This is a genomic window from Pseudoalteromonas sp. MIP2626, assembly GCF_013414205.1.
GTDB lineage: Bacteria > Pseudomonadota > Gammaproteobacteria > Enterobacterales > Alteromonadaceae > Pseudoalteromonas > Pseudoalteromonas nigrifaciens.
Genome location: NZ_JAATTW010000041.1, coordinates 1 through 20,667, shown reverse-complemented (window position 1 = coordinate 20,667; position 20,667 = coordinate 1). Strand labels below are relative to the sequence as shown.

Below are 20,667 nucleotides of genomic sequence, written 5' to 3'. Positions count from 1 at the left end.
ATTAATATAATGTTATTCTAACGCAATCATTTAGCCTCTAACAGTAGAGAATAAAGCAAGATTAAATTAGAATAGGGAAGTCACTAGAGTGCGTTGACTTATCAGGGTCGAAATCATTTCAACTTTTGATGGTTAAATGCTCTAGGGCTATCCGTTCAAAAATGTTTAACTTAGGTAAATAAAATGACCTCATCTCACGAGTTAGAATACACAAATAGTTGGCAAGAACGCCAAGGTTACGCAGAAAGCATGCAACCAATCATTGGTAAGCTTTATCGTAGTCGTGGTATCGAAATTGCTGTTTATGGCCGCCCACTTGTAAATGCAAGCCCAATTGAAATTATCAAATCTCACAAATCAGTTGCGCAGTTTGAAGGTACAAAATTACGTTTACGTGAAAGCTTCCCATTTTTAGAAGCGATTAGCAAAATGGATTTAAACTCTGCACGTATCGATATTGGTAAGCTTGCTTACAGCTATTTGTATAATGATGCTGCAAACGGTCGTTCTGTTGAAGAGTTTGTAAAAGATGAGCTCGCTGAAATTGCTGATTTACCAGCTAAAGAATCACGCGATGTGGTGCTTTATGGCTTTGGTCGAATTGGCCGTTTACTTGCACGCCTACTAATTGAAAAATCAGGTCCTTATGCTGACTTACGCCTACGCGCAATTGTTGTACGTGGTGGTAAAGATGGCGACCTTGAAAAACGTGCCAGTTTATTACGTCGTGATTCAATTCACGGTCCATTTAATGGATCTATCACTGTTGATAAAGAACGTAATGCAATTAAAGCTAATGGTAGCTACATCCAGGTTATTTACGCTAACTCTCCTAGCGAAATAGATTACACAGCCTACGGCATCGACAATGCACTTATTGTTGATAACACAGGTATTTGGAAAGATGAAGCAGGCCTTGGTCAGCATTTAGAATGTAAAGGCGCTGCTAAAGTACTATTAACGGCTCCTGCTAAAGGTAATATCAAAAACATCGTATATGGTGTAAATAACAAAGATATTTTACCTGAAGACAAAATTGTATGTGCAGCAAGCTGTACAACTAATGCCATTACACCAACACTTAAAGCATTAAACGATAAGTTTGGCATTAAAAATGGTCACGTAGAAACGGTTCACTCGTATACTAATGACCAAAACTTAATTGATAACTACCACAAAGCAGACCGCCGTGGCCGTGCTGCTGCACTTAACATGGTAATTACTGAAACAGGCGCTGCAAAAGCGGTTTCAAAAGCACTACCAGAGCTTGAGGGCAAACTAACGGGTAACGCAATTCGCGTACCTACACCTAACGTGTCGCTGGCTATTTTGAACCTAAACTTAGAAAAGAGCACCTCGGTAGAAGAGCTAAATGCATTTTTACGCGATACCGCACTTCACTCAGACCTGCGCGACCAAATTGATTACACCGCTTCTACTGAAATCGTATCTACCGATTTAGTAGGTAGTCGTTACGCTGGTGTGGTTGACTCGCAAGCAACTATTGTTGATGACAACCGTATTGTACTTTACGTTTGGTACGATAATGAATTTGGTTACAGCTGCCAAGTGGTACGTTGTATGCGCGATATGGCCGAAGTGGCATTCCCAAGCTTACCTCACTAATTTATTAGTCGTTATACAAAAGCCAGCATTTGCTGGCTTTTTTGATTATCAATATTTTTAAAGCGCAGCGCTTATGGTACGCTTTATACATTAGATACGGCTAATCGCAGCGTACTTACATCCTGGCTATTTATGCAGTCCAGAGACACTTAGTCAACTTATAGGTTTTTTGTCATGAAAATCAGTAGCAATTTCGATAGTGGTAATATTAAGGTTATTGAAGCCACCGATCCATTAAATATCCAGTTAGAGATTAATAACGATTTCCAGTCTGAATTTTATCAGTGGTTTCATTTTCGCCTAGAAACAACCCCTTACCAATTACATAAGCTAAATATAAACAAGCTCGAAAATTCAGCTTATCCAGATGGCTGGGTAGATTATCAGGCGGTTGCATCGTATGACCGTCAAACGTGGTTTCGTGTACCTTCAAGCTACGAAAATGGCACATTAAGCTTTGAAATAGAGCCAGAGTGCGGCAGTGTTTATTTTGCTTATTTTGCACCATATAGCTATGAGCGTCATTTAGATTTACTTACGTGGGCGCAAAGCCAGCAAATTTGCCAATTAGAAACATTGGGCGAAACCCTTGATGGCCGCGACATGAGCGTACTTAAAATTGGTGAGCCAAGTGCAGATAAGAAAAACATTTGGATCACAGCTCGCCAGCATCCGGGTGAAACAATGGCGCAGTGGTTTGTAGAGGGAATACTTCACAAACTACTTGATGACGAAGACCCGCATGCTGCTGCATTACTATCAAAAGCAGTATTTTATATTGTGCCAAACATGAACCCAGATGGTAGTGCTCGTGGGCACTTACGTACTAACGCTAAAGGCGTTAACTTAAACCGTGAATGGCAAACGCCGAGCATGGAAAATAGCCCAGAAGTTTATTTAGTGCTTAATAAAATGCGTGAAACAGGCCTAGATATGCACCTTGATATTCATGGTGATGAAGCAATCCCGTATAACTTTGTAGCCGGCAGTGAAGGCATTCCAAGTTATGATGCGCGCTTAAAAGATCTAGAAGATAGCTTTAAAGCTGCTTTGTTAACCATTACTCCTGAGTTTCAAGACGAACATGGCTACCCTAAAGACGAGCCAGGCCAAGCTAACCTTACAGTAGGTTCATCTGCAACAGCAGAAGAATTTAAGGCGCTTACCTATACAGTCGAAATGCCATTTAAAGATAATAACGACTTACCCGACCCAGATTACGGTTGGTCAGATCGTCGTTCATATCAATTTGGCCAAGATACTTTGGCGGCTATCGTAAATGTCGTTGATAAATTAAGATAAATTAGTATAAGGTAAGGGCAACATTAAAATGTTGCCCTTTTTTGTTACAACACTTACAAAAATAACAAGTGCGCAACGGCACAATAAACTGTGGCTTAACGAATGTTTAGTCAGCAATTTCAAAATAAAATAATAAGAGGAATTTAGCGTGGATGCATTCGGACAACTTTTAGATAGCCTAGATGGCATGTTAGGAGGAGCAGTATGGTTTCCTTATGTGTTATTAGGGGTTGGTTTATTTTTTACTATTTATTTAAAATTTCCCCAAATACGGTATTTTAAACATGCTTGCCAAGTTGTTTCGGGTAAGTTTGATAAAAAAGATACAGAAGGGGATACCACTCACTTTCAAGCACTTGCTACAGCACTATCGGGCACAGTAGGCACAGGTAATATTGGTGGCGTAGCACTGGCTATATCAATTGGTGGGCCTGCGGCGTTGTTTTGGATGTGGATGACCGCATTTTTTGGTATGACTACCAAGTTTGTAGAAGTTACCTTGTCGCATAAATACCGTGAAAAAACTGAAGATGGCACTATGTCTGGCGGCCCAATGTATTACATGGATAAACGCCTTAACATGAAATGGCTGGCCATTTTATTTGCCGTAGCCACTGTAATTAGCTCGTTTGGTACAGGCAGCCTGCCACAAATTAATAATATTGCACAAGGTATGGAAGCCACCTTTGGTTTTGCGCCTATGGCCACAGGTGCAGTGTTATCTATTTTACTTGCCTTGGTTATATTAGGCGGCATTAAGCGTATTGCAGCAATTACATCACGCGTAGTACCGTTAATGGCGGCTATTTATATTATTGGTGCTCTGGCTGTTATTTTTTATAACGCTGAAAACATCGGTCCTTCATTTTCTGCTGTATTTATGGACGCATTTTCTGGCTCTGCTGCCGCAGGTGGCTTCTTGGGGGCGTCATTTGCTTATGCGTTTAACCGGGGTGTAAACCGTGGTTTATTCTCTAACGAAGCGGGTCAAGGTTCTGCGCCTATAGCGCATGCTTCGGCAAAAGCTGATGAGCCAGTATCAGAGGGTATAGTATCTATCCTAGAACCGTTTATCGATACCATTATTATTTGTACGCTTACGGGGTTGGTTATTTTATCCTCGGGGGTGTGGAATGAAAAATTTCAAACTCATTTTGAGCGCTCGGCTATGAGTATTATTAAAGGCGATTACACAGAAGAAAACCAAACACAGCGCGAAGACCTCTATAAATACCTTAATGGTCAAAAAAGTAATATAGAGACGTTTACCGGCAATATTGAAGTGGTTAATGGTGAGGCATTGAGTACAGGTTTTACGGTACTACATTCACGCTCAATTGCAGAGGATGTACGCTTTGGTATTACTGAAAAGCACAAATACACAGGTGTTGTAGAAGTAATAGATGGCATGCCAACAGATGACAGCATTAGTTTAGTGGGCAAATCATTGGTACATTCAGCAGAGCTAACTACCAAGGCTTTTAAACGTGGTTACTTTGGCGATAGTGGCCAGTACATTGTATCAATAGGCTTATTGCTGTTTGCGTTCTCTACTGCCATTGCTTGGTCGTACTATGGAGATCGCGCAATGATTTACTTATTAGGGCATCGCTCAGTAATGCCGTATCGCGTATTTTATGTGGCTGCATTCTTTTGGGCATCGTTCGCCGATACTACCTTGGTATGGAAGTTAGCGGCAGTGGCTATTGTTGTAATGACACTACCTAACTTAATTGGCATTATGTTATTGCGTAAAGAGATGAAAGAATCGGTAGATGACTACTGGGTCAAATTCAAAAAAGACAACGAGAAATAAAACAAGTACAATAAAGGCGCCGCAAGGCGCTTTTTTTATGCGTAGTATGGAGAGATGTATGGCGATTATCCGTTGCCCTAAATGTGCCAAATCAATATCAGATAAACACGCGCAATGTCCGCATTGCGAAAGTAACGTTGCCGACTTAAATAATGAGCAAGTTCAACAGCTTCAACGTGAGCAGCGAATTAAAAAACAGCAAATGTTTATAACTCACTCATTTTTAGCACTTATCCTATTTTTAGGCGGTTTTTTCTGTTTGTACTTCTTACAACCGCAAGAAAAAACACCTCAGTGGTATGCTTACACCATCGCTATTGGCGTGGGGTGTATTTGGTACCTTATTAATCGTATTATTTTAGTGACTCTAAAAAAGAAAAAATGACATGAATATCGACAATCTTGTACAAAATATTACCCCAGAATTATTTGAACGTTTGCAATACGGAGCAGCAACTGGCAAATGGCCAGATGGCACTCCTTTATCAGATGAACAAAAACAGCAAACAGTGCAGTTAGTTATGTTGTATCAAGCAAAAGTTGCTCAATCGAATGAGCAATTTACTATTGGTGCAAATGGCGAAATGGTGCAAAAAACAAAAGCACAACTGCAAAAAGAATTTAACTCAGATAACGAAATAGCTAGGTTTAGTGAACATGATCTTTAAACACCTTTTTACGCCAAAATGGAAACACCCAAAGCTGCAAATACGTCTAGACGCAATCGAAAAGTTAGATGTACAACGCGACGCAATAATTTTAAGCACTTTAGCGCTGGAAGATAGCTCAGCAGAAATTCGTCGTAAGGCACTGCAAAAAGTAAACGACTTGCCACTGTGGTGGAAAGCCTATAAACAAGATCAAGCATTAAAAGATATTGCTGAACAACAAATATCTAGCGCAGTTTTAAGTAGCGAAAGTACACTGTCGCCGCAAATTAAAAGCGAATATATAGAGCGTTTTGCACCAGTAAAAACCCTTGAAAAACTTGCCTTTGCAGAAAAAGAGTTGCAAGTGCGGGTTAAGTTACTAAAGCGCCTAGGAAACCCTAAACTAATAGAAAAAGCCTTTAAAGAGGGCAGCGAAGAGTTACAAGCGCAACTAGTTGAGCTGGTTATTACCCACCAGTTAACTAAACCATTATTAAAGCATGCACAAAACAGTGCTAAAACAGCGCTTAACACGCATTTAGAAAACGAGCGTTTAGCAATTGAAATGCCAGCGCAAGTTGAGGGGGAAACCCGTGTTATTTTAGCTAAGCTAAATGCGCTGCGCGATAAGAATGATTTTGCATTAGTAAACCCAAAAGCCGGTGAGTTAATGGCGCAATGGCAAGCCTTAGAGCTTAAATGGCTTAGCACTGAGCAAGTAAAACTGTTAAACGAAAAGTACAGCACAATTACCGAAAAGCTAAATGCCCATATTGCACAGCTTCGCAGTGAGCACGATAAAGAGCAGCAATTACTTGCACTACAACAGCGTCAACTGTTGGCATTAGCAACGCTTGAAGCTTTAAGTGAAGAAATTGAAAATGCATTACAACTTGGCCTAGAAACGCCAGAGCAAATTCAGCAAGATTGGCTTGATGCAAAAGTAGCGCAGGCTCAACAAGCAATAAATGAAACAGAGTTAGCCAATAACCCGCAATCAAAGCAGGTTATTAATAAGTTAGAAAAGTCATTTACTCAAGTAGCTAAATTACCTGAGCTAACGTCTGCTATTAAAGATTATAAGCTGGCATTTACTGCACTGTGTGAAATAAAACCAGCAGCCGATTTAGCCCAATACGACGAAACCCTAGCTGCATTTAATAGTGGTTTTAAAGCAGCGCGTAATCATCTAAATATATTAGATAGTGCATTGCAAGGTACGTTTAAAACACAACTTAATGCGCATAAAAAGCAATTTTTAGTGCCAATGAACGAGTTGATAAAACCGCTTGAAAAAAATCAAAGCCAAGCTAAACGCAAAGCCCGTGATGTAAAGCGCCTAATAGAAGAAGGTCGTTTTAACGTTGCATTTGGTGTGTTTAAAGGCTTTGAAGAGTTATTTAATACCTTAACTGAGCAGTATCAGCAACCACTTGTAAGCTTAAAAACCGATTTAGAAGCGCAGCTAGCTGACGCCAAAGATTGGCAAAAATATGCTGCAGCACCAAAGCGCGAAGCATTACTTGAAGAAGTTAGCACGCTCGCTTTAGAGGAGTGCGTAGATCCCCAGCAACGGGCTGATCAAGTTAAAGTGTTGCGTAAACGTTGGAATGAGCTTGGCCGCTTAGATACAGACGAAGAAAAGCAACAAGGTGAGCAATTTGATCAAAAAATCGAATTATTGTTTGCACCTTGCCGTAACTATTTTGCAGAGCAAGAAGTACAACGTGAAGCGTCAAAAGCGCAGCGCGAAAGTATTATTGCTGACATGCATGCACTGCACTTACTCGCAACTGACGAGCAGGGTTTTGATTGGAAGCAGTTTGAAAGCCAATACAATCGTTTAAACAAAGCATGGCGCAGTGTGGGTAAAGTTGACCCTAAAACGTACCGTGTATTAAACGATCGTTATAAAAACGAGCAGCAGCGTGTGCTAGCGGCGTTAAATGCGTTTCATAAAGGCAATGCGGTACTTAAAAATGCATTAGTAGAGCAAGCGCAGCAATTATCACAAAGTGATGACCTAGCAGCAGCATGCCAAGAGCTAAAACAATTACAGCAGCAGTGGCAAGCAATTGGCTTTGCCGGCTTAAAAGCTGAAAATGCCTTATGGCAAAAATTTCGTCAATTTAACGACGAAACTTTTACTAAACGCAGTAGCGAGTTTGAACAGCAAAAGTTAGATCAAAGCGAAAACGACAAGCAAGTAGTCGCTGAGCTTAACGAACTTGAATTGGCGCTGGGTCAAATTAACGAAAAAGCGCAATTACACGACTTAGAAACTAAAGTTAAAGGGTATACCCAGTTTAAGTCACTATCGCCAAAAGTAACGTCGTTACTTAGCGCCATAGAAGAGAAGCTTGCAGGGCTAACGAGCAAAGCCGAACAAGCTAATTTAGTGGCCTTATTTAACGCTCTTGAAAACAATGAAGCGATACCGAGCCAGTACCAAGCTGCACTTAAAACATCACTTAGTAGCGCACAGTTACTTACTAGAATGGAAATTTTAGCTAATGTAAGTAGTAATGATGCAATGCAAAGAATGGCAGAGCAAGTTGCCATGTTAGATGATAAGCATCGTGGCGAACATGCAGATATAAGCTATTATTTAAAACAGTTGTTAGCGCTCAGTGAAGGTTCAGTTGATGCTGACACACTAGCAAGGCTAAAGGCTGTTTTTACAGCTTAGTGTAGTTACACCTAATAGAGTATTACTCTTTTAAAAGCCGCTCGTAAGCGGCTTTTTTATACCCATCACTTATAATAATTTAGAGAGTTTTTTATGAAAATATTATTTATTATTGCCGCATTATTTTTAACTGCATGTAACGCTACACAAGGAATGTCTGTTTATTCATTTACTAACGCCGACGTGGAGTCGTTATTAACAAAACAGCTTCCTAAATTAAGCGAACAGGTAAGTTTAATGGGATTACCAGTAGAGTTTGATGTAAACGATGTGAGTGTAAATATTGGTCCAGAAAATCGTGATGTTGTAGTGCTAGGCGCCGATTCAAGCGCTAACATTAGTGCTTTTGCATTAAAATACCCAGTACGCTTAAAGCTGCAAATAGAAGGTAGCCCATTTTACGACAGCGAGAAAAAAGCGGTGTTTTTACGTAATATAAAATTACTAGATTCGAGTGTTGATGCTGGTGGTTTTAAAGGTAATTTAGGTGCGCTAGACGAACAAGCTATGGATATTATTAACCGCTTTTTAGCTGTAAACCCAGTGTATGAGCTAAATATGAACGATCCTAAAATGGCCTTGCTAAGTAAACTACCACTTGATATGAAAGTGGTTGCAGGCGCTATAAAATTGGTTCCACGCCTTTAAGTTAGTTGTAAATAAAGTCTAGTTAGCATAATAAGGTAACTAGGCTTTGTTTTCTGTCATAAATTTTTGTATTTTCGTAATTCTATTGTCACTCCCTTCCTCCAGCGCTATTAATTACTAATAATAATTTTTGCAGTGCACTTTTTTAATTAAATTGTCATAATGATCGCGATATTTCGCGAGGTCTATTTTATGATAAAACAATTTTTAAACGATCCTAGTTTATTACTCAACGCAGTGGGCGAAGGAATTTATGGCTTTGATCTGTCGGGTAATGCCGTGTTTGTTAACCCTGCGGCCGAGCGCATGACAGGTTGGAGTGCAGAGACGCTATTAGGTAAAAAAATTCATCAATACCATCATCATACTCATGCCGATGGCACGCCTTATCCAGCCGACGAATGCCAAATATATTGCACCATGTTTGACGGTAAACGCCGTGAAGTGAAAAACGAAGTTTTTTGGCGCAAAGATGGCAGCTCTTTCCCTGTTGAGTACACATCGACACCAGTTTATCGAAATAATGAATTGATAGGTGCGGTAGCGGTATTTCGCGATATTTCTCAGCAGCAACAAACACAAAATGCATTACAAGATGCACTTGCACAAGTAAAACATTTGAGTGAACAGTTACAAGATGAAAATAATTATTTAATAGCAGAATTAAACGAAGATTGGCAAGACTCTGGCTTAGTAGGTAAAAGCCACGTGTTTCAAACCATGTTAGAGCAAATTAAGTTAGTGAGCGAAACCGATACCACAGTGCTTATTTTAGGCGAAAATGGTACAGGTAAAGAGCTGGTTGCCCGAAACCTATACAGATTAAGTAAGCGTAATAAACAGCCCTTTATAAAAGTGAACTGCGCAGCATTTACGCCAAGCTTATTAGAGTCAGAGCTGTTTGGCCATGAGAAAGGCGCGTTTACTGGTGCTAATGAGCGCCGTAAAGGGCGTTTTGAACTAGCCGACAAAGGTACCTTATTTTTAGATGAAATAGCAGAGCTGCCGCTTGAAGCGCAAAGTAAGTTGCTTAGAGTGTTGCAAGAGCAAGAATTTGAACGTGTTGGGGCAAGCAATACATTAAAGGTAGATATTCGCGTTATTGCAGCAACTAACCGCGATCTATGGGAAATGGTGCAAAAAGGCAGTTTTAGAATCGATTTATACTATCGCTTAAATGTATTTCCTATAAAAGTGCCAGCGCTGAGAGAGCGCAAGGAAGATATTCCTTATTTATGTAGTAATTTAATAGTGCAGTTAAATAAACGTTTAACTAAGCAGCTTAAGGGATTAAGCAATAAGGCAATTTCTCAACTACAAGCTTATGACTGGCCAGGCAATATTAGAGAGTTACAAAATGTACTAGAGCGCGAGGCCATTTTATCTAAGCAAGCTATTTTACAATTAAGTCAGCCATTACAAGCAATATCACAAAGTACTATAAACCCAGCATTAACGCTCAATGAAATGCAAAAACAGCATATTATTACTGTGCTTAAGCTATCGGCTTGGCAAATATCGGGGAGTAAAGGTGCCGCTGCAAAACTTGGTATGCCAGAGAGTACCTTACGCTCTAAAATGCACAAGTTAGGGATTAGCAAGGTTTCGTGATATATCGCGAGGATCGCTTTATTTCGCGAGTTTGAGGTTTTCAATAATAAATAAATCACTTAAATATCAATGTAATGCCTTTGCTTTCAGTTTGGTCTGAAAGTTGCAAATACTTAACTAACATCCGTTATGATTAAGTATGTACTATGAAGTTTGATATTAAAGAAGAAGATATGATCATCAAGCCCTACAAAAGCGAAGGGCCAATTTATATACGTGAGCAAAAAGGCTTTTTTCAACGTATACGCCGTAACTTAGGCTGGTTATTAATGCTTACGTTTATTGCAATACCGTGGATCCAATATAACGGCCAACAAGCGGTGCTATTAGATGTAGCAACGCAAAAGTTTACTATTTTCACTTTAACTTTATTCCCGCAAGATTTTATTATTGTAGCCATGTTGTTTATGGTGGGGGCCTTTGCGCTATTTTTTGTAACCAACTGGTTAGGCCGCGTTTGGTGTGGTTATACTTGCCCTCAAACTATTTGGATGTTGATGTTTTCGTGGGTTGAGCAACGCGTTGAAGGCACACGTAATCAGCGTATACAGCTTGATAAATCTGCATGGGGTTTTACCAAATGGCGTAAAAAGCTTACTAAACACAGTGCTTGGTTGGTGCTATCACTATTAACTGCCACTTCATTTTTAACTTATTTTATACCCGCAAAAACATTGTACTTAGAAATGCTTACTTTTGAGTGGTCGGGTATTACCAGCTTTTGGGTGTTTTTATTTGCTTTGTGTACATATGGTAACGCAGGATTTTTACGTGAAAAAATGTGTACTGTGGCGTGTCCGTATTCGCGTTTTCAATCGGTTATGTTTGATAAAGATACACTCGTGGTTACTTACGATAGCGCACGCGGTGAAAACCGTGGCCCACGTAAACGTAAGGCCGACCCAAAAGCGCTTAACTTAGGTGACTGCGTAGATTGTAATTTATGTGTAGAGGTATGCCCAGCAGGAATAGATATTCGAAATGGTTTGCAATATGAATGTATAAACTGTGGCTTATGTATTGATGCTTGCGACGATACTATGAATAAATTTGGTTATGAAAAAGGGTTAATAAAATACGCTAGTGGAGAGCAAATGGCGGGTAAAAAAACCAACCCTTTTAGGCTTAAATTGGTTGGATATGGTGTTTTGACCGTGATGCTAATTGTAGCTATGTTTGCTTGGGTGGCACAAAGAACACCAATTGAAGCCTCGGTACTGCGCGATAGAGGCGCCTTGTACAGAGTAAATTATGAGGGTTTAGTAGAAAACCCTTATACGTTAACGATTATAAATAAAACCCAACAAACATTGCACTACACTATTGCTATATCAGGCTTAGCAGAGGCTAAATTAACTAGCCCAGATACAACACTAATTCAACCTGGAATGATGAGGCGTATACCCGTAACAGTGACTGCAGATGGCTTTGATATTTCAAACAAGGTAAGTAAAGTTAAATTTATTATTTTTGCAGAAGAAGATCCGAGCATTAGCATAACGAAAGATAGTTACTTTTATAAAAATTAAAAGTATAAAAATGCCCAAGCTAGTTTACCTACTTGGGCATTTTAATAGGATTATTAATTGTATATATTTAAACCCAGATCACAGATTAATTATGTAATCTAATGCGCTCGTAATTACGGCTACTTGTGCCAAAATACATTCTTCGTCACTTGCTGTAGGGCTATCTGGGTATACTTCAGTGGTGGTTACATAAGGTGCATTGGTAAAGCCCATACATAAACCTAATTCGCGAGCAGCGTAGTTGATCACCCCAAATTGCTCTTGTGGCACACCAATAAGTTGGTTATTTTCATCACTTGGGGCAATGTGGGTTACTTTTGCTACGCTATCAATAATGGCTTTTTGAAATGCAGCCTCAGGTTTAGTGCTATCGGCCACTAAATAAAAACCATCGGGAATATTCCAATTAGTATTTACTGTGCCTTCGCGTGCAGCTAGTGCCGGGCGAAACTCGCTGTTGTCGCTGTCGGTCGTTTCGTGCAAATCAATATGAGCAATTAAATCTAACTCAAGGGATTTTACATACGCCATAATCGCCGCCGACTCTTGCGCTGGGCTACCTTCATAAAATGAGCGGTTAGGATCAATGGCTTCTGGGTTCCAGCGGTTTATCGTTTCGTAACCCCAAGGGCTAATACAAGGTGCGATTACAATATTAAAATGCTGACTATATTTTTGCGCTGCCGTTTTTGCAAACCTAAGCGCGCCGTGTACACCGCTAGTTTCGTAGCCGTGTACTCCACCGGTAATTAAAACGGTAGGTTTGTTAGTGTTAAAGTCAGCGGTTTTTAAAACAAATAAAGGATATTTGCCTGCAACGTAATTTAGTTCGCCATATTGTTCTACATTTAGCTCATCTTTGAGCTCGTTAATGAGGGTTACTACTTCATTTTGATAGCTGCGTTTAATATTTTGGCGGGTTAACCAATCGGCTTTATCGTTGTTATTCCACTTAGTGCCGGGTGTGCCAATAGGGTATGTACTGTTAGTCATAATAAACCTTTAATATTAATTATAATTAACTTTATAACAAGGCTATATAGCAAATGCAGTTAATATAATTAGTAAATAAAGGCACAGCTTAACGCTGACTAAAATAAGGCGCAAACTAAAACGATAAACAGCTGTTTTTATTTTTAATGTTAGCCATTTACTAAGCTCAGTTACAGTAAGTTGTTAAATTAAATGTATTATAAAAGAGTATGTTACAATTGTTTTATTACCTACTTAGATATTGAGTATTATGGCACAGCACTTTGCCACACCCAGTTGGTTAGGCCGTTTTTTCACCCGTATAAAATTACTCAGCATTGAGCAAGACAGCTTAGTGATTGAGTTTAAAAACGCGACTAAGCAATCGTTTTTAATCAAGGATTTTAACGATTTTTCGCAGTTGCAAAACCGGATATTTAGCGCCAAAATTAATTTAACTCTAGGTGAAAATAGTGCTCATACTACTATTAGCTTTTTAAACAAAGCACAGGCAAAAGCACTAAACATTGCAATTAACCAATATTTTTCGCAAGCGCTTGAACACAAAATAAATAATGCTAAAGCTTTATTAAAGCGCACTGCGTTAGATGAGTATTTACGCGACAGTAATACCACAATTTTAAGCGCTGAGGTGTTTTCACTGAGCAAGCGCTATCAGCAAAACCGCAATGTGTGGCAAGGGTATTTACCTTCAAATAGTAGCCAGTTTTTATCGGTATTGGCCAGTGCAAAAAATAAGAATGATGCTATTGCACAACTGCGTAATAAATATGAGCGCAAGCAACTTGCTCAACGAGCTGATTTTTATAATAACGTGGAGTCAAACCCATTAACTAATGAGCAGCGTCTTGCTGTAATACGCAATAACGATAAAAATTTAGTATTGGCTGCTGCAGGTACCGGTAAAACCTCAGTTATGGTAGCCAAAGCACTTGATCTAATTGCCACAAAACAAGCAATGCCAGAGCAAATACTGGTACTTGCTTATAATAAAACAGCGGCGCAAGAGCTTAAAACACGCTTTATTAAACGCGCCCAGCAGGCTAAATTATCAAGCAAGTCACCAGAGGTTTTAACTTTTCATGCGTTAGGGTTGCAGCTGCTACAGCAGGCAGGTAAAGGTTGCGACATATCGCCTTTTGTAAGTGATTTTGGCGCGCTGTCGAGCTGGCTAACATCATGGCTAAGTGAGCAAGTACAAGCCCAACCGGTATTATTAAGCGCCTTTATTGCTATGCTCGATAAGCCTTTAGTATCCTGCGATACTCATAAAAGTAAGTTTAATGCTACGCAAGTACTGGCAATATTAAAAGACTCAGGGCAGCTTAAGCATGAGGTTGATAAATATTTAAAATGCTTAGCAGCTATAAGGGCTGAGCAGTTAACCGATAGTGAAATTACTCAGCGGCTTAAGCGCCAAAATAATCAATTAAATACTGTTCAACTAAGTACCAATCAATTAAATACGAGTCAAATTAATAGCAATCAAAAAAGCACTAATCATCACAGTGCGGCCGCGCAGTTATTAATTGCTATGCATCGCGCTTATAAAGCGCAACTCATTGCGCAAAACTGTATTGATTTTGACGATATGATTTTACAAGCTACTCAGGCTGTAAATAAGCAGCAAGTGAATGTGCCATGGCAGCATATTTTAGTGGATGAATTTCAGGATATTTCTGCTGCGCGTATGGCTTTATTAAACAGTTTAATTAAGCATGGTCATAAGGTGCGTTTTACCGCTGTAGGTGACGATTGGCAGTCAATTTATCGGTTTTCTGGTGGTAACTTAGCACTTACCACACGTTTTAATGAGTTAGTGGGTAGTCATTCGTTAACGTTGTTGCAAAAAACATTTAGATATAACAATAGTATAAGTGACGTAGCGGGGCGTTTTGTTATGCAAAACCCTGAGCAGTATAAAAAGCTCATTATTACTCATACACAAGTGGCTGAGCCTCAAGTTATTTTATTAGATGACGTGTACCAAGGTAAAAAGTCGTTAGAGCTAATAACCCAGCAAACTATCAATACTATTCAAAAACACCATGCAAACGCGAGTATTGCTGTATTGAGCCGTTATCGTTATACGCTCAACAAAGTGCAACAGCATTTAGCCTCACAACAAAAAAGTGCAAACGTAGCATTTTTAACCCTGCATAGCGCCAAAGGGTTAGAAGCAGATTACTGTATTATTATAGGGTTAGAGCAGGGGAAGTTTGGCTTTCCGAGCAGTCAGCAAAATAATCCGCTGCTGGAGGCTTTACTACCTAGCCAAGACACCTTTGCTTATTCAGAAGAGCGGCGTTTATTATATGTGGGGCTTACCCGAGCAAAACATAAGGCTTACTTAATTGCCGATGCTAAACAGCCGTCGTTATTTGTTAAAGAATTAATAAATGACAACTATCCAATTCATATTGCATCTACTTTGTTTAGCAAATAACAAAAAGCAATAGTATGCAGTGACTGTAACCAGAGGCTGTTGTTAAGCGCTAACTTGGTGAGTTAATTAATGGTTCATACTGATATAAATTAGCGTATTGACGTTGGTGTTCGGCAAATAAATAAGCTCTTAATTGTTCTTTACCAGTATGAATGTGTTTTATTTTAGCTGCAAGGCCATGCTTGCTTTGCCTGACAGGCTCAATATCCATAGATACAGATTCTTTATTTGGTAGGGTAAATTCTACGTGTTGAACTTTTGATAGGTTTTTGTGTTTACCGGTGGGCTTTAAAAATACACCTGTGCTTGAAATTGATTCAATGCAAAAGCCTTGGCTTTTAATATTTAAATGGCTCCAGCGCCAACTGCGTTGAGTGCCTTTAGTATCAATAACTTCAGGAGCGCTTAAAGTAGGTGTAATTGTGCCGGAGCTATTAATTTTTAAGTGTAGCGGAAACCACAGTTGGTAATGGGCAACCTCAGCCAGTAGAGTTAAATTGGCATTGCTAAGTAACTGCGCAATACTAACAGGCACACTGCTTTGCATGGTTAACATAGGCTCATGAGGTAATGCAGGTTTTTGATCGGATTTAAATAAGTCAGATAAAAAGTCTATTTCTTCAGCAGAAAAATCCATATCCCATACTCGGGTTGCCTAAAATATAAGCATAAGTTAAACAAAACACCGGCTCAATAAACAGCGTGTTTAATTTTGTTTAGTTAGTCTTTAACCGTTTTAGGTAGTTAGTATCTTTAGCTAAACAAAGCGATACGGCGCGTTATTAGCTTAACCCTAGAGCTAGATTAAGATATAAAGTTGCAGCCCAAGTTATTAAAAATTAACATGATGTAATTACAAGCCACTTTTTATTTGGGTTATATCATGACGCATGCATTTACACATTATAGACAACAACAATTGGTCCGCTTTTTAGCTGTGTTATTAAGCATTACGTTTTGTGCTAGTTTAACGGCCGCAGAGCAAAGCCAAACGTTAATTTTAGTTGGTAGCGAGCTAAGTAGCTGCAGTAGTTTAAACATGCAACAGTGCGATAAAAACACCCAAATAGCGGGTAAAGCAGAGCATTTATTTAGCGTTACGGCTGAAAAAGTTAAAAAAATCACTCAGCAGTGGCCGAGTACTAATCAAGAAGTTAAAAGCAGTACAGTTAAAGTTTTACTTGCGATAAAGGCTAAATCATCAACATCAATAACTAAGCCTGCACTGTTATGGCACTGGCGCGATATTGATAATACCCAGCTTAATAGCCTGTCGGAGCAAGAGTATCATTTTGTTATGGATATGCTTGAAGTGCCTCAGTTGAGTTCTCAAGGGCAGCGATTAGCGGAGCAAGTTAACCCTAGTTTGAATAATGAACCGGCTATAAACAATATACTGCAATTTATAACGGGTAGTTTAAAGGTAGCTAACGAGCAACCAAGTGTGTTGGCAATTACAGCAGCAAGCCGAGACCCTTATGCTGCTGCCGATTTTACTCAAGGTTTATTGAGCACGGCAAGTGTAAACAGCCAATGGTTAGCATTGACCCCTGCATTAGTTAAAGCAATTACTACAAACACCTGTGAAAAATTACCACAATATAGGCAATCAGAAATGCGCTTGTATAACCGTGAGGCTATTTATCCCGATCGCATCCAAGCAGAAAATACCCTTTGCAGTAATGGCGTTAATAGCTTGGTAAAGCTAATAAACAACAGTACAGGAGTGATTTTTAATAATGGCGAGCAAGACTTAACGCGCAGCGTACTGTTTGATGAAAACAACCAAGCTTACCCGTGGACTAAAGCATTGCAAACACGCCCTGTTGTTATAGGTAGCGGCGCGGGGGCGGCTATTCAAAGCGGTGGCAAAAACACAAGTGGTAACATAGCTACAATTACTAAAGGGTCGAGCCTTTTGGCTTTACAGGCAGATATTAACGATAGTTCTATGTTTAATCTTGCTGGTGGCCTTGCAACATTTAATTATGGCATGATCGATACTCACTTTAGTGAACAAAACCGTACATTAAGGTTGGCAACAGTACTTGATAAAACGCAACAAAAGTTTGGTTTTGGTATTGATGAAGCCACGGCATTAGTCGTTATAAAGTCATCCGCAGGTAACTTAATTACCGTAATAGGTAAAAGTGGTGTGGTATATTTAAAAGCAAAAGGCAATCAGCATTATAACTACTCATACTGGCCTGCAGGCAGCGTTATTGATATTGCAAATGAAGATTTTACCCTAAGCCAGCGCAGCATTAATAAAGCTTTAGCAAGTATTAAAATACCAGCATTACCGCTACAACGATTTGGCTCTATATTAACGAATGCAAAATTACGCTCACTTATTCAAGCTATGTGTTTAAGCCAAGAACAAAGTACAGTTGCCCAACAAGATCAGTTTATATTGAGCTTAAGTGTACAAGCTAACACTGCGTATCATCGTATTAATAAGGATCAATATGGCTGTGCTATAAGTCATTTAGAACTTGCAGTGAGTACATTTTAGTTCTGAAAGTTTACTAGAACGTGTTTAATTAAAACGGCCAAAATATTGTTTATAAAACTACATTGGCCGTATTAATAATTAGTAGCCAGCAGGGCGGCTATCACGCATGATAAAATCTAGTTTTATTTGCGCTTTTATTGGCTGCGACAGATCAGTTATTTCAATCATTTCGCATTCATCTCTGATCATTTCAGCTATTAGGCTCGGATAATGACGGCAGTCTTCGGGGCGGTCTAAGTAAATACTGCAAGTGTATTTATTTTGCGCTAGTGGGTTTGTTTTAGGCTCAACCTCTAAAAAAGGGCATCTGCTTAGCCTAACGCCCGATTTAGGATCGAACCATATTTCATTATTTTTAACAAATTCAAAGATTTCAGGGTTAAATATTTCCCATAAATCAATTTCTTCTTGGGTAGCACTCAAGTCGCCATCGCCGTATTTAATACAACATTTACCGCATTGATTACAGTCTTTCATAGTTTGCCAGTTAGCATAATAACCAGGCCACAGTGTAGCACTTATATTGATATGCGGTGTTGTTGGCGAAAAGGTTTAAGTTTCTACCAAGAGTATATAAAATAGCGAGCATATTGTATTACTAAGCTTTGCAGTACGCGGAGCATGATTAAAAGAGTTATAAAAAATGAGTGAAGAGCAAAGTGTAATTGATAACCTAGCCGACCTTGAAAGTTTTTTACTTAATGTAGAAAGCGGTGGTTTTGGCTTAAAAGGTGTTGCAGGCATTGGTATGGCAACAAATAACGCAGATGGCAGCCGCTTTGTAGCAGTATTTGACGATAATCAAAAGCTACTTTTAGCACGCATGATTACAGAAAACGTATTCCAAACAGGGCAAGACATGGTACGTAATGGTGTAGGGCGCAAGCATTAACTATAATAGTTAAAACGCCGCTTTAATTTAAACTGTTAAATTAAAGCGGCGTTTATTTTGTTTTTAGCCTATAAGCTTATTTAAGGTTTATAGGCGCTATCAACTTCAACAGCCTCATCTATAACTTATTAATAAATAATGGCAGGGTTTGGCTTATTCGGCGAACCTAACATTTCGCGATAAGATGGTGGCTGCAAACCTTCTCTGTCGGTAATATTAAAATGCTTAGCTATTTCGGCAGCAATTACAGTGTGCCCGTTAAGCTCGTCACCTTTAGGGTCATTAGCAATAGCATAAACAATATCACCAATAAATTCTGGTGACTCTGCGGTTGCCATAAACTGCTGGTATTGCTCTTTATCTAGTTTACCTATAATGGCCGAACGTTCGGTTAAGAGTGGCCCCATCCAAATAGATACAGCACGCATACCTGTGCCTTTAAAGTCTACCGCCATATCATGAGCAAGCTTATCAAGGCCCGCCTTTTGTGCACCATAAGCAGGCCCATGAATATAACAACTAGCACCAAATGATGAACCAAACATAATTAAGCCACTGTTATGCTTAGCCATTAGTTTTGCGCCATGCCAACTAGCCACGTAAGCAGAGCGTAAACCTACATCTAAAATTTTACCCGCATCAATCTCTTTTTCCCAAAATGGCTTTTGTTCAACTAATTGATCATGAATAAATGCAGCGTTATTAACCAAAATATCTAATCGGCCTTGCTCTTTTTCAACCTGAGCAAATAATGCGGCGGTTTGTGCATCGTCACTGTGATCGCACACCACAGCAATACCTATACCACCTGCTTGATTAATTTGCTCGGCAGTTTCATATACTGTTCCGGGTAATACCGAGCCATCCCACCCTAAAACTGAGCCTGTTTTTATACTGCGGCCAGTAACATAAACTGTCATGCCTTTTTTACCTAAAGCTAAGGCAATGCCTTTGCCTGCACCGCGACTAGCACCGGTTACAATGGCAACTTTTGCTTCTTCCTGTTGCATGAATTCCCTCACTTAAAAAACGACACATAAAAAATACTAAAGGTTAAATTAGCTAAACAGCTCAACTTAGTTTCGATAGCAGCCATATTGGTAATAAAGATATATTTGTATTGAAATTAGCATGTAAAGCCTTAGTATAAAAGCCTAGCTTAAAAATCAACCAAAAAACAAAGGACTGCTATGAAATATATAAAGACTACCGAGCAACGTTTACAGCAACTAGAAGACAAGCAATCAATATTAGAATTGAAATATCGCTACCTAAATGCCTGCGATGAAAAACAACCTGAGCTGGTAACTAATTGCTTTATTAGCGGCGAAGTAGATATTAACTTTGGTCACATTGGCCAATTTAATCGACGAGAAGATTTTGTGGCTGTTTTTAAAGATCTTGGTTGCCACGACCATATAGTTGATATGCATCACGCGCAAAACCCGGTTTTTTTAGAGCTCACCGACAATACAGCCAAGACTAAAATTAACCTTCGCTTTCAAAGTATCAACACCAAAGATAAGCTCCATGTGCAACTAGGTGGCTACTACCTCGACGAATTTGAAAAGCAAAGTGACGGTCAATGGCTGATCAGCAAAAGTGCATTTATAATAAACTCGGTAAGCATCAGTGATTTTTCAGGTGAATATAGCAAAGTGGTTTATAGCGGAAACTGCATGCCAAACTAGGTTACTGTAAATTTTTTAAAAATTCAGGAAAGGTAGCAATAAAGTAACTGAGCGTGTTGCGAAGTAATTGATTTTGGTTATTTAAAAGGCTTTTAAAGTTGGTCGGTATGGAGAGATATTAAACAGACACCCATCTTAATATTTGTAATATCAGTGTAATTAACTATGCTCTTTTTAGTGCAATAATTAAGCAGGGTGTCACATGGCTATCGCAAGAAAACGTCAGGTTAGTTTGGTCGATACAAAATACTACCACTGT

General features: G+C 39.2%; 17 protein-coding genes. 13 read left to right on the top strand and 4 right to left on the bottom strand.

Features of this window, described 5'->3' with window-relative positions; translation table 11 throughout:
• Nucleotides 1-183: 183 nt before the first annotated feature.
• The 9 genes from HC000_RS14330 to ccoG all read left to right on the top strand — a co-directional run bounded on the left by HC000_RS14330 (nt 184) and on the right by ccoG (nt 11,871).
• The gene (locus HC000_RS14330) at nt 184-1,626 is read left to right on the top strand and encodes a glyceraldehyde-3-phosphate dehydrogenase (RefSeq protein WP_011328572.1); all 1,443 of its coding nucleotides are present in this window, start codon (nt 184-186) and stop codon (nt 1,624-1,626) included.
• 174 nt (nt 1,627-1,800) lie between these two features.
• Nucleotides 1,801-2,928 carry a M14-type cytosolic carboxypeptidase gene (locus HC000_RS14325; RefSeq protein ID WP_011328571.1) on the top strand — a complete coding sequence of 376 codons (1,128 nt, stop codon included), beginning with the start codon at nt 1,801-1,803 and terminating at the stop codon, nt 2,926-2,928.
• 148 nt (nt 2,929-3,076) lie between these two features.
• Nucleotides 3,077-4,744, top strand: a complete 1,668-nt coding sequence (locus tag HC000_RS14320) for an AGCS family amino acid carrier protein (protein ID WP_011328570.1) — start codon at nt 3,077-3,079, stop codon at nt 4,742-4,744.
• Between the two features lie 58 nt (nt 4,745-4,802).
• On the top strand, nt 4,803-5,129 hold the full coding sequence (locus HC000_RS14315; protein WP_011328569.1) for a hypothetical protein: 327 nt from the start codon (nt 4,803-4,805) through the stop codon (nt 5,127-5,129).
• Nucleotide 5,130: 1 nt separating this feature from the next.
• Nucleotides 5,131-5,412 (top strand): DUF1315 family protein, encoded by a 282-nt coding sequence (locus HC000_RS14310; RefSeq protein ID WP_011328568.1) that lies wholly within the window; start codon nt 5,131-5,133, stop codon nt 5,410-5,412.
• Nucleotides 5,402-8,083: a DUF349 domain-containing protein gene (locus tag HC000_RS14305; protein ID WP_179808001.1), complete on the top strand. Its 2,682-nt coding sequence runs from the start codon at nt 5,402-5,404 to the stop codon at nt 8,081-8,083. The genes HC000_RS14310 and HC000_RS14305 overlap by 11 nt, the downstream gene beginning before the upstream one ends.
• A gap of 93 nt (nt 8,084-8,176) precedes the next feature.
• Entirely contained in the window at nt 8,177-8,731 is a 555-nt protein-coding gene (locus tag HC000_RS14300; protein ID WP_011328566.1) for a DUF1439 domain-containing protein, read from the top strand.
• A 192-nt stretch (nt 8,732-8,923) separates the two neighbouring features.
• Complete coding sequence (locus HC000_RS14295; RefSeq protein ID WP_179808000.1) at nt 8,924-10,342, top strand: sigma 54-interacting transcriptional regulator; 1,419 nt, start codon at nt 8,924-8,926, stop codon at nt 10,340-10,342.
• Nucleotides 10,343-10,488: 146 nt separating this feature from the next.
• Complete coding sequence (gene ccoG / locus HC000_RS14290) at nt 10,489-11,871, top strand: cytochrome c oxidase accessory protein CcoG (RefSeq protein WP_167376935.1); 1,383 nt, start codon at nt 10,489-10,491, stop codon at nt 11,869-11,871.
• A gap of 78 nt (nt 11,872-11,949) precedes the next feature.
• Here the strand turns inward: ccoG and HC000_RS14285 are convergent, their stop codons facing one another.
• Nucleotides 11,950-12,864: a M14 family metallocarboxypeptidase gene (locus HC000_RS14285; RefSeq protein ID WP_089368508.1), complete on the bottom strand. Its 915-nt coding sequence runs from the start codon at nt 12,862-12,864 to the stop codon at nt 11,950-11,952.
• A gap of 250 nt (nt 12,865-13,114) precedes the next feature.
• Here HC000_RS14285 and HC000_RS14280 point away from each other — a divergent pair, with 250 nt between their 5' ends.
• The gene (locus HC000_RS14280) at nt 13,115-15,310 is read left to right on the top strand and encodes a UvrD-helicase domain-containing protein (protein ID WP_179807999.1); all 2,196 of its coding nucleotides are present in this window, start codon (nt 13,115-13,117) and stop codon (nt 15,308-15,310) included.
• A 49-nt stretch (nt 15,311-15,359) separates the two neighbouring features.
• Here the strand turns inward: HC000_RS14280 and HC000_RS14275 are convergent, their stop codons facing one another.
• Entirely contained in the window at nt 15,360-15,947 is a 588-nt protein-coding gene (locus HC000_RS14275) for a hypothetical protein (RefSeq protein WP_179807998.1), read from the bottom strand.
• A gap of 246 nt (nt 15,948-16,193) precedes the next feature.
• Here HC000_RS14275 and HC000_RS14270 point away from each other — a divergent pair, with 246 nt between their 5' ends.
• On the top strand, nt 16,194-17,825 hold the full coding sequence (locus HC000_RS14270; protein ID WP_179807997.1) for a cyanophycinase: 1,632 nt from the start codon (nt 16,194-16,196) through the stop codon (nt 17,823-17,825).
• Between the two features lie 78 nt (nt 17,826-17,903).
• Here HC000_RS14270 and HC000_RS14265 read toward each other — a convergent pair whose 3' ends face one another.
• Nucleotides 17,904-18,302, bottom strand: coding sequence for a YkgJ family cysteine cluster protein (locus tag HC000_RS14265; protein ID WP_179807996.1), 399 nt, complete (start codon nt 18,300-18,302; stop codon nt 17,904-17,906).
• A gap of 166 nt (nt 18,303-18,468) precedes the next feature.
• Between HC000_RS14265 and HC000_RS14260 the strand changes: the two genes are divergently transcribed.
• Nucleotides 18,469-18,717: a hypothetical protein gene (locus HC000_RS14260; protein WP_011328558.1), complete on the top strand. Its 249-nt coding sequence runs from the start codon at nt 18,469-18,471 to the stop codon at nt 18,715-18,717.
• Nucleotides 18,718-18,845: 128 nt separating this feature from the next.
• Here the strand turns inward: HC000_RS14260 and HC000_RS14255 are convergent, their stop codons facing one another.
• Nucleotides 18,846-19,727 (bottom strand): SDR family NAD(P)-dependent oxidoreductase, encoded by an 882-nt coding sequence (locus HC000_RS14255; RefSeq protein WP_179807995.1) that lies wholly within the window; start codon nt 19,725-19,727, stop codon nt 18,846-18,848.
• A gap of 180 nt (nt 19,728-19,907) precedes the next feature.
• Here HC000_RS14255 and HC000_RS14250 point away from each other — a divergent pair, with 180 nt between their 5' ends.
• A complete protein-coding gene (locus HC000_RS14250) occupies nt 19,908-20,408 on the top strand; it encodes a nuclear transport factor 2 family protein (RefSeq protein ID WP_179807994.1) in 501 nt (166 codons plus the stop codon).
• The last annotated feature ends 259 nt before the right edge of the window (nt 20,409-20,667 follow it).